Origin of the sequence: Parvimonas sp. KA00067 (genome assembly GCF_001553085.1) — a bacterium.
Lineage (GTDB): Bacteria > Bacillota > Clostridia > Tissierellales > Peptoniphilaceae > Parvimonas > Parvimonas parva.
This window is the reverse complement of record NZ_KQ960151.1, coordinates 202,744-214,169: the sequence shown is the minus strand read 5'-3', so window position 1 is coordinate 214,169 and position 11,426 is coordinate 202,744. Positions and strand designations below refer to the sequence as shown.

The window sequence follows — 11,426 nt, the reverse complement described above, 5'->3', positions numbered from 1 at the left end:
TCTGTCTGTCTGTCTGTCTGTCTGTCTGTCTGAAAATTGTGTACATATTTTTCATTGTGTGTCAACTTCTTTCATCTTTTTATACAAATATAGTATATCAAATAGCTTACTTTTATGAACATCAAGTAAAGTTCATATTTATATTAAAAAAATATAAATCGCACAAATATTTGTTATTATAACACAACTGTTCTTAAAAGTAAACCTTCGAGGTCACATTTTTTTATTTTTTCATTTCACGCCTTGATCCTAAATTGCAAGAATAAATTAGCCACATAAAAATAATTCTCTAGACGTTTTGTAATTGAATATTTTTTTAGGATAGTCATTAATCCAATTTTCAATAAATGCTACTCTTTGATGAGTAGTATTTATTGTTCCTTTAGGTAAAAATCAGATAAATCAAATAAATAATATTCATAAAATTTGCTCATATAATAATACAAGGGATGATGTCTGTCATCCCTTGGTTTTGCCCCCTAAAGTTATTGGAGTTTTTTTTAGTTGCCCCTAAAGTACACCCCAAAAGTTCTCGGGGAACCCCAAAACTTATTGGATACCATAGATATAGTGCAGAAAACCGCTCCTATACTTTTACATAAGAGCGGTTATTTTTGTTTTTGAATATATGGTTTGCTTTTGTTTAATAGATCTTATTTTTCTTTTCTATAGATTCTATTTATAGCTAGTACAGCACATGCTGCGAATGAAAGTACAAAAGCATAGAGCATATTTGTTCCATTAACACCAGTCTTTGGTATTCTGTTAGTTTTTGAATTCAAACTTGAAGTTCCACGAGACTGTGTTCCATTTTTATCCTTTGATCCTGGTTCACTAGGATTGACATCAGGTGTACCCGGTTTTTTATTATTTGATCCCGGTTCACTAGGGTTAACATCAGGATAGCCCGGTTTTTTATTTTCTTCCCATACAGCTGTGAAAGTATGATCTTCAACTGCCGTATATTTTTCTCCAGGATGATACTCTGAACCCTTCCAATACTTGAATTTGAATCCATCCTTTACAGGAGCTTCCATAATCGTAATTGTAGTTCCCTTTTTGACTTCTATTGTCTTATTTGCACTGTCATTATTCCAGTTACCACCATTAGGATTATATGTGATTTTAATCATAATCTCTTCCCAGATGGCTTTTACTTCTGTATCTTTTTCTATAGTGATTTCTGTTCCTGGTGCTACTTCTTTACCATCTACCTCCCATGTTTTGAATTCTTGGTTTTCTGATGGTGCTCCGAAAGCATTTTCTGGTAATTTGTATTTTTCACCTTTTTTAACAGTTGCAGAATCCATTGAACCTGTTCCATTATTTCCGTTGAATGTTACTTTGTATTTAATGTCTTTGTGTTCAATGTCTTTATAAATAGCTTTTAATATTGTATTCTCATTAACTGTTATTTTTGTTCCAACTGCTTTTACTTCACTATCATTGCCAACTTGCCAACCTGCAAATTCTTTGTTTTTCGGTGGAGTAAAGCCTTCGCTGTTTGGTAGGGTGTATTCGCTTCCCTTGGCTACGGATACTTTATCTTTGTTTCCGCTTCCTTCACCCTTGTCAAAGCTTACATCTACCATTATCGGTTTCCATGTAGCTGTTAGTGTTACGTTTCCGGTAATTGTTATTCTTTCTTTGGCTTGTTTTACGCCCTCTTGATCCCCAACTTTCCAGCCGGCAAATACTTTATCTTTCGGTGCTGTAAAGGTCGGTGTTGGAAGTTCGTATTCACTGCCTTTTGTAACAGGAACATCTTTCATCGAACCAGATGCACCTTCTCCAGCCTTGAAGTCTACCTTAAATTCAATTGGTTTCCAGATGGCTTTTACTGTTGTATCACCAGTAATTGTTATTTTTGATCCTGGTTGTCTTAGATTTGTAGAGTCATCTCCGATTTGCCAACCAGAAAATTCTTTGTTAGCTGGTGGGGTAAATGTGTTAGATGCTGGTAATTCATACTCTGTATTTGCTTTTTGAGTTACCTTGTCTTTCGTTCCACCACCAGTATTTGCATCAAAAGTTATATCATATGTCTTTGTTGCTGTAGCTGTAAAAACATTATTTGATTCAGTTATAATAAAGTTTTCTGTAACTGAACCATTTTTGCCATTCCAAACTGGTTCTGTATATTTATCTATAGCTTTTACTTTTGAATTTATTAAATTGTAATAAGTTTCATTCAAAATTGGGTTTTTATAAGTTTTTAAATCCGTATTCGGTTTAACCTTATATTTTTGATAGCTTACAGGATTATCTTTATTTCCTTCAATTGCTCCAGAATTAGTATTATCAACTTTTGTACCTTCGCCTAATTTGAATTCAACCACTAAAGCATCATCAGGAGTATTTTCATTTAAAACTACCTCTCCCCCTGGTGTTTTTTCTTTTGAAAACCATGTTACGTGGTTACTTACGTATAGCTTTTGATCTTTTACTTCTATAAAGGATCCGTCATCAAAAGTAACTTTAATAGTTCCGGTATAATCTCCTTGTGTATCTGTATTTCTTCCTGGAGTTGTCTCATCAGTAAATTTTGTTCCCGCTTCGTCTAAGAACTCTTTTATTTTTGCTTTGTTCTCATCTGATGCTGAATCACTTACTTTTACGCCATCTTTCCAATCAAGCTTATCCTTAACCCATTTTTTCATAACAACAGGGTCTAGGCCACCAAGGGCTCTAACTTTGTCAGCTTTTGTTTCTTTTTTTGTTTCTTCTACAGTTAAAGTTCCAAAATCTGATGTAAGTGGTGTTTTATCGTCATCCGCTACTCCACCCTTATCTGTTACTTTAGCTTTTACATCTGTTTTGCCTTTTACCTTATCTTTAGGAAGAGTAATAACGCCATTTACTACTGTTCCTTCGCCAACAATAGACCAAGTTCCATCATCAGCTTTTGTAGCTGTAGTTGTTTGATCTTTACCGTCTTTATCTTTATAAGAAACAGTAATAATATGAGCATCTGTATCTACTTTATTTGGAGTGATTGTGATGTTTTTCTTATCATCACTTAATGCAAGCGTTGGTGCGTCCGGTTTGATATTTTTTACAAGGTCTTTGGCTTGGATTGTTATTTTTGGTTGAGCATCTTCTTTTACCTTTAATGAACCATCAGGATTTGTTTCTGGAGCATAATGCCCATCACTGTCCCAATTACCTGCTACATCATTACCGCTAAATATCTTAACATTTCCGCTGTCATCAAATTGTATAACTGCCGGTACTTCATCCCATTCTCCGGTTCCATTTGGTAATTTAGATGTGCCATCTGGTGCTTTATATGCTTCTTTAATAGCATTAATTATAGTTGTTTTATTCTCTGCTGTTAATTTTCTAGGGTCTTTAACTTCTGTCTTTTCAGGTATTACTGGTTTTACAGTAGTTGTAGAACAAGATACAAATTTATGGGGTTCTTTTACTGTAACACCAACTATTTGGTCGAGAGTTAAACTTTCCTTATTTTGTTCTTGTAAAGTATAGGAAAAAGTTCCATCAGCTTCTAAAGTTACTACTACCGGTTTAGATGAGTCTTTGTCAATTTTACATCCTTTGTCAGTACAAAAGTCTCCTGATTTCTCCTTTTTAACATTAATGATTAATTGTACTTTTATGCCGTCAAACGGTCCCGGTCCTGGCAGTTTCCCCTTAACAACATTGTCTACAATTGTAATTTCATTAAGATCTGCTTTTCTTGAATTTTCTGTAACTTTTTTTATTTGTAAATTTGTAGCTTCAACTTTCCCTGATGTCGAACCATCAGTATAAGTTACTTCATAATAAGCATGGTTAGTACCATCAATAGTAAACTTAACTGATTTCATATCACCAGCTACTGCAGTATTTGCATCTTTCAACATTTTAACAGCTTCTGCTTGTTCGTCTTCATTAACTATGTTAGAACTTGTTTGCTCTATCCAAATTTCACCTGTCGGCATTTTAAGAGTAACTGTAGATGCCTTAGATGGTTTAGCGTCCACATTTACCTCCGGTGATTTATTTTCACCTATTTGTTGATAAACAGTAACCGTATCGCCTTTTTCAACTTTTTTTCCTTCAGGTAATTTTACTGACCATTTTATTCCGCTTGTAGGTGTAACATAAAGCTTGGCTTTTTCAGTCCCATCTTCACCTTTTAAGATTACATGGACTGTCGCTATTACAGTCTTTCTATTAACTTTATCTCTATATTTATCTAGATTGCCTCCTGAAATAGTCGTTGCACCGTATAATACAGGGTTAACGCTCGGTTTCTTAACATCAATCTGCGGAACCGCTTTTGTTGTACCAGAATTAGGCTGGATGCTGTTTGCATTTACGATAGATGTCAGTGGTGACAACATAATCATAAATGCAAGCAGCCCAGCTGAAATTTTCTTGAAGACATTAACATTCTTCCTGAATAAATTCATAAATTTTGCTTTTAATTTCATTTTTTCCTTCACCTCATATTTCTTTATATCAACTGCGTTATAAAAATTTTCTGTTTTATCTTATAACTATGAATATTATACCACAGTTTCAGGCATTTGTTAAGCTTTTTTCATATTATTTAATCTTTTTTGTGTTTTGAACACCTAGGATATACAATATCTAGCACATATAATAAATGACTCGTGCATCTTCTCTTTGAAGATAGACACGAGTCATTTTTTATTTTATATTCTTCCCTTTAAACAGTAATATACGATCTTCCGTTTGAATCAGCGTACTACCTGTTGCTGGTATAATTTCATCATTACGATTAATTGAAATAATCAACTTATTTTTCGTAAGCTTCAAGTCACTGATATACTTATGATTCCATGCATGATGTTCTGTCACTGTAAATTCTATGAGATCTTGTCCGTTTGGATCAAAATACTCTTCACCGCTCCAAATAATAATATCGTTTGGTTTTAGAACAAGACTTCCATTAGGAACTAATGGCTTATCATCACGAATTACCTTTGCAATAATTAGGTGCTTATCTAAAGAAATATCTTTTATCTGACGATGTGCGAGAATACCACCCTCATCTACTACTGATTTTACAAATGTAATATTCCCTTTTCCAACATAGTAATTAAATGTTCTTAATACTTCATTACGAGGATCAATCATATGTAACTTTTCTGTTACCCACTTCATAGAGGAGCCTTGTATGAGTGATGAAAGCAAGCAGACACCAAAGACAATATGGAAGATATCCACAGAACTTGTTTTATACTGATTCACTACCATAATTGCAAAGGTAATCGCAGCTGCTCCACGAAGTCCTCCCCAAGATACTAACCACTTTTGATTGCGTTTCAAATCAAATGGTAACATCAGTCCAAACACTACGATTGTTCTAACAATAAAGATGAGTACAATTGCAATGACAATCGCAAAGAATAAGTTCGTCAAGATATGTGCAGGTGTCGCAAGTAATCCCAAAATAAAGAACAATAGGATATTCATAATGTTAGATACACCATCAAAGAAGAATATCACCTCTTTCTTTGCGATAAAAACTTGATTTCCTAATATCAATCCAAGAATATATACCGTTAGATATCCATTACCATTCAACAGTTCACTAATCGAGAAAGATAATAGTACAACCGCAATGATAAAAACTGTAATAAATCCGGTCTTTTGAAGGTCTGTGTACTCCATAAATTTGCGAACAACATAGGCAACGATTACACCAATGAGAATACCCCAGAATATCTGAAAGAATAATATTGTACCGATAGAAATCTGTTCACCTTTGATTAATGCTAAGAAAATACAAGTTAGTGTAAACGCTATCGGGTCGTTTGATCCACTTTCAAGTTCTAAAAGAGATGCAGTATTGTATTTTAAATTTAGATTCTTTGAAGAAAGAATATTCGATACAGATGCGTAGTCCGTAGAGCCAATAATTGAACCAATTAAGAAACTCTCTATCCAGCCAAAGCGTAGAATAAAATGTATCAATATTCCTGTCAGTAATGACGTAAATATTACTCCTAATGTTGATAGAATTAATGATTCAATTACGACAGTTCTTCCAGCTTTCCAGTTTGTGCCAAAGCCACCATAGAAGATGATAATTAATAATGCAATCTTCGAGAAGTTTTCTGCAAATTGGTAATCGTTAAAGTTAAAACCAATTAGACTGCTTACAATACCCAAAGACAAGAACAACATCAAAGAAGGAATCCCTGACTTCTTCGCTATCTGAACCGCAATCAGAGCAGCCAGTAATATGACTGATATATAAAACATACGCTATCCACCTCCTATTGTTGTCATTCTATCAAGATTTAGTATATCTTTCAAAACAAAGATATATGTGCATTCATGTTTAGATATACCCAAAATTACAGCATATCTCCTAAGCTTCCATATATTTTCATTTTGATTCCCTAAATATAAATTCCATACTCTTGAAAATTTTTTTGGATCTTGATTTTTCCTATTACGGATAATATCGCAAATTATATGTTCTATATCATAAACATTAACAGTATTTTCCATAATTGTTTCTAACTGCATTATACCTATTTGATACTCAAGAATCTTCTTTATCTGATAAAAGCTGACTTTCTTTTTAAACTGTTTTTGTAAAAAATATAGTTCATCAAAATCATTATAAGTTGGATCAAAACATATTCCACGCGATACCCTCTCAAGTTCTCCTTTACGAATCATATCCGTGAGATACCATTAATCAATATTATGACTTTATATTTTTCAAAATGTAATGATCCCATTATTTTGTTTAATAATATTCATCGAATCAATATTCATATATCTTCTTTCTGCGCATTATTATATAATTGAAACCAAACAAAAAGAAGTAATGATTTTATTAGATTTATATGATTCAAATACTGCATTTGCTACACCATCATCTTATTTCAAGCCTTTTCTCCATATTTAATTGTGTACTTTTGACAATAGTGCTATAGTCTTGACATGGCTTGAGTGGTCAGTATGAATAAAGTTTCATATTTCTCAAAAGCCTCGTATGTGGGAAGCTATCAATCAATAAACATTTTATAATTTATTATATTATTCCGGAGCAAAGAAAAAACAGCCCATAAAAGAGCTGTTTGTGTCATTCACTGACATCCAAAAGTTGGACCAAGAAATCCAACCTTTGTAGGTCAGCGCAAAGTGGTCAAATCTTAAGGCCTTTTTAATTCAAATCAGTTGTTATTTAGCCAGTTGACAACGGCTGTAAGCATTAGTCCCAGCCCAATTGGCATCATATTCTCGTCAAAATTCACTCCGGGATTATGGTGGCTAAAGTTGTTGCCTGGCAATTTGCAGTTTACAGAGAAATAGGCGGTTGGAACTTTTTCAGCCACAAGAGCCATATCTTCGCTTGCCATTATTTTTGTGTCCGGAATGAATTCGCCATCAAAATCACTATTTTTTATATAGTCCACAATTTCTCTTGTGAATTCAGGGTCTGAATAAAGACTTGGAACTCCGGTGAAGAAGTCAAGATTGATTTCAGCTTTTGTTGAAATCTTTAATCCTTCAATAATTTCCAGCATTCTTGATTTTAATTTATTTCTAACCTCCGGATTATATGCACGAAGTGTTCCTTGCATTTCTGCAAGATCCGGAATAATATTTGAGTTTGAACCGGCACTTAGCATTCCAAAGGTCAATGTGCTCGTTTCTTGAGGTGGACATTCGCGGGCGATTAGCTCTAAGAAATTTGTGTAAATATTGACAGCTACATATATCGGATCAATTGTAGTGTGAGGATATGCGCCATGGCCGCCTTTACCTTTAATTGTAATTTTAAAGTTATCTGAGCTTGTAGCAAAATAGCCTTCATTGTAACAAATTGAACCTGTTTCTCTATCAAGAGCTGTGTGAAGTGCAAGAGCCCTATCCACCTGAGGATTTTCTAATATTCCGTTCTCAATCATCATTTTAGATCCTGCAAAAATTTCTTCAGCCGGTTGGAACATAATTTTCACTGTACCTTTGAAATTTGCCTTTTCTTTTAATAGAACTTTTGCAGCAGTTAGGGCAATAGAAGAGTGGAGATCGTGGCCACAAGTGTGGGCAGTATTTCCAGTTGAAGCAAAAGGCAAACCACTTTCTTCATTCATTGGAAGGGCATCCATGTCTGCCCTAATCATAATGCATTTTCCTTCACCTTTTTCACCTTGAATAATGGTAGATAAACCGGATGTACCATATTCTTTTACTTCAAGGCCAAGTCCTTCGAGCTCACCCTTTATATATGCCTTTGTTTTTGGTAAATCCAGTCCAACTTCCGGAATTTGGTGCAAGGCTCTTCTTTTTTCAATTAGCTCGTCTTTGTATTCTAAAGCTTCTTTAAAATAATTAGTCATAATTCCTCCTTACATGTTTAAACTTCTCTTTTGCATCTTGCGTTTCCTTGCATATTTTCCAGTTAATATTGGAGTAATAATGCTCGTTAGCACCACGCCAAATGCAATTTGCGCAACTGCAACCCTTGCAATTTCAGATACACTCGGGTCAGCTGCGGCGATTATCGTAGGCACAGAAACTGACAAACCTGCGATAGATGTGATTCCAAAGGTTGTAATTCCATCTTCTCTTAAAACCCTTGTTTCGAAAAGCCAAATTAGCGGAAAAGAAACAACGTAGAAAATGACAGTTAAAATGATTCCCTGAAATCCGGATTTAAAAGCTGAAATCAAATTAATTCCGGCACCGAATGCCCATCCCATAAATGGGGTTAGAATTGGAACAGCTCCTGAGAAAAATTTACTCAGGTCTTTGTCTAAGTTGCCAATTATTACTCCCGCTAAAATTGGAATTAATGCTGAAATAACCGGCGTCCAATCAACATTCGATGCTTTGGACACGCTGTACACCAATATTGGGAAAGCTGGCACACATAATAGACCGGTAAGTCCAAATGCCGCTTCATCGCTTTCACTTCCGTAGTCGCTAACAAGAGCAAGGTATAGGGATGGATTTAGTGAACAAATAGTTGTAGTAAAAGCAATTGCTGAAATTCCTAAAATGCCTTCCATTCCAAAGAATCGGAAGAATAGAATTGAAAAAGCAAAACAAATGATAATTTTTACAAGCAAAATCGAACCCTGCTTCTTTAAAACTTTTTTGATTTTTTCAAAATCTAAGGCTGCTGACGAACAAAAGCAAACCAGGGCAACTATGTAGTTAATACCTTTAGTTGTAAAGAATGCTTCCGTCATCCCACCTATCTTAAAAATGTCCGGCAAAAACGTTGCAAATAAAGCGCTGATTAGCATAGGAATTAAAAGCATGCCACCGGGAATTTTTTTCATAAATTTTAACATATAAAAACCTCCTCTCTTGAACTATACCCAATTAACATAGTTTTTAAGCATGATATTAAATACGATAAAAGGAAGCCACAATCATCACTAGTCATTTAATATCTACCACTTTGCCGGATATATACTACTAGGGGAATTATTTATCTACCCGCTGTCAAAATTATCCAATTTGTATAAAACCGAAATGTTACCGAGCCTTAGTGCATGCCGACTGACATCAATATATAGTATCCGCCGTCGAATCTTGCCAATGATCACACCCTCACGTGTGCTTCTCTTGGTGATTCTTGGCATGATCAAGACCTAACATGATTAGCTCGATAAACTTGGATGGTTGAATATCATTATTTCGTCAAATTAATACTGATTCTATCAAATGTTTCTTCTTTTAATTTCCAAACACCTGAATATGACTACTCAACATAACGACTGTTTTTGTCTTTATATAAATACACAATACTTGAACTTCCTTCTTCATTTTTATGATGAAATTTAACGATAATATAATCATCAATATTTGTGGGTTGATCGTTAACACTTTCCTTACCAGTATCAAATGTTGCCTCAACATTGTCATTACATCCATATTTGTTTCTATTATATTTCTTTCAAAAAATTCAAAGCCAAATACAACTTTCCAAGGTCATGGTTGGCACTATGAAGTCCCTTAACTTCATAAGAATTCTCATTTAATATATCCCCAGACTCAAGAAAGTTATAAAGTTCAAGTCCATAAAAATCACAAGCTGCTTGTACACCTGCAAGCTCCATTTCTACCGCTATACATCCCTCAGACTTTCTCTTTGAGACAAGTCCACGAGTCTCACGAATCATAACATCTGTAGTCCAAACTTTTCCCTTAGTATAGGGAGCATTTTCCCTGATAAAAAAATCTTCAACTTTTTCATGATTTTTAATTGTAAGATAGTCTGAAGGAGCTGCATAATAATAAGATGCCCCCTCTCCTCTATAAACTTCGGTCGGTATAATATATTTTCCAAATGTCTTTTCCTTATCAAGACTTCCACATGAGCCGAACATAATAAACTTTTCCGCACCTGTAATCCAGTTTACTTCTACACAATGTGTTGAAGCAAGGGCTGAGCCAATCATTGTGAGGTAGAAAGCAAATTCTTGACCTTCAAAGTGGCTTTTATATACTGGACTTGTCCCATTTACAGAGCCAATCTGGCCTATTTCTTGACAATCAAAGTTATCAAGTAAATATTCGAATATTCTTTTCGAAAATATTATTAAGCATTTTTCTGTCAGATATTTCTTTTCACCATAAAAATCTTTTAGACTTATAATCGGCTCTGAGTCTTTATCGTAGCTATCTATTATCATAATTTAACCTATTAATTTCTATTACCTTTCAAATTCTCTATTATCTATCCAATATCTTTGTTCTATTTCACCCTCTGAATTTACAAACTCATTTTCAAGTACTCCTCCATTTTTTATAATAGACTTAGCAGATCTTATATTATTTTTGTAACATGTCATGAGTACTCTTTCAATTCCTAGCTTTTTACACTCTATCAAAGCTAGTCTAACCATTTCAGTTGCATAGCCTTTTCTTCTCTCACTTGGCCTTATCCCATCACCAATATGACCGCCTTCTTTCAAAAGCGACTCATTCAAATAGTGACGAATATTTACAGCTCCCAAAAGCCTATTTCTTTCTTCATCTAGAAGAAAGAAAACTGAATCAGGAACCCTATCCTCAGTTTCGTATTTTCTTTCTAAATTATTTAGATAATAGTCAAAATCATGGTAATCATTTTTAAATATAGACCATGGAGAATGATTTGTATTATTAATTTCTTGGTCAAGCTTCCATTCATCAATCATCTCACCAAGTTTTACTTCGTACTCTTTAGTTAGTTTAATTAATTTTAGTTTCATATATCCACCTCTAAAAATTGTTGCATTATTTATTGCTTCGGACTACTCTCTTGACTTCAATACTACACACTCCGCGTGCTCTGTTGTCTTAAAATCTATTGCTGGATTTTGAAATATAGTTATGAGGCCTGAAACTTTATCAACAAGTTCTTTTCCCTTGCCAACTTCATCTGGATTGTTAAATGAAGCATCGGGAAGAGCTCCTTTGAGATTATTTGTTTC

At 34.2% G+C, this 11,426-nt stretch carries 7 protein-coding genes and 2 pseudogenes; all 9 read right to left on the bottom strand.

Going from position 1 to position 11,426, the window contains the following annotated elements:
• Positions 1–267: 267 nt before the first annotated feature.
• Positions 268–393 (bottom strand): annotated as a pseudogene (locus tag HMPREF3181_RS07985) (IS30 family transposase); the annotation flags it as partial.
• A 260-nt stretch (positions 394–653) separates the two neighbouring features.
• A complete protein-coding gene (locus HMPREF3181_RS06245) occupies positions 654–4,439 on the bottom strand; it encodes an InlB B-repeat-containing protein (protein WP_068474597.1) in 3,786 nt (1,261 codons plus the stop codon).
• Between the two features lie 220 nt (positions 4,440–4,659).
• On the bottom strand, positions 4,660–6,240 hold the full coding sequence (locus HMPREF3181_RS06240) for a potassium/proton antiporter (RefSeq protein ID WP_068474589.1): 1,581 nt from the start codon (positions 6,238–6,240) through the stop codon (positions 4,660–4,662).
• A 3-nt stretch (positions 6,241–6,243) separates the two neighbouring features.
• A complete protein-coding gene (locus HMPREF3181_RS06235; protein WP_068474587.1) occupies positions 6,244–6,666 on the bottom strand; it encodes a hypothetical protein in 423 nt (140 codons plus the stop codon).
• Positions 6,667–7,166: 500 nt separating this feature from the next.
• Complete coding sequence (locus HMPREF3181_RS06230) at positions 7,167–8,336, bottom strand: M20 metallopeptidase family protein (protein ID WP_068474585.1); 1,170 nt, start codon at positions 8,334–8,336, stop codon at positions 7,167–7,169.
• 9 nt (positions 8,337–8,345) lie between these two features.
• Entirely contained in the window at positions 8,346–9,296 is a 951-nt protein-coding gene (locus tag HMPREF3181_RS06225; RefSeq protein ID WP_068474582.1) for a 2-keto-3-deoxygluconate permease, read from the bottom strand.
• 413 nt (positions 9,297–9,709) lie between these two features.
• Positions 9,710–9,838 (bottom strand): annotated as a pseudogene (locus tag HMPREF3181_RS07980) (DUF5301 domain-containing protein); the annotation flags it as partial.
• Positions 9,839–9,893: 55 nt separating this feature from the next.
• Positions 9,894–10,643, bottom strand: coding sequence for a nucleoside phosphorylase (locus HMPREF3181_RS06220; RefSeq protein WP_068474577.1), 750 nt, complete (start codon positions 10,641–10,643; stop codon positions 9,894–9,896).
• A gap of 21 nt (positions 10,644–10,664) precedes the next feature.
• Positions 10,665–11,204, bottom strand: coding sequence for a GNAT family N-acetyltransferase (locus HMPREF3181_RS06215; RefSeq protein WP_068474574.1), 540 nt, complete (start codon positions 11,202–11,204; stop codon positions 10,665–10,667).
• Positions 11,205–11,426: the final 222 nt, after the last annotated feature.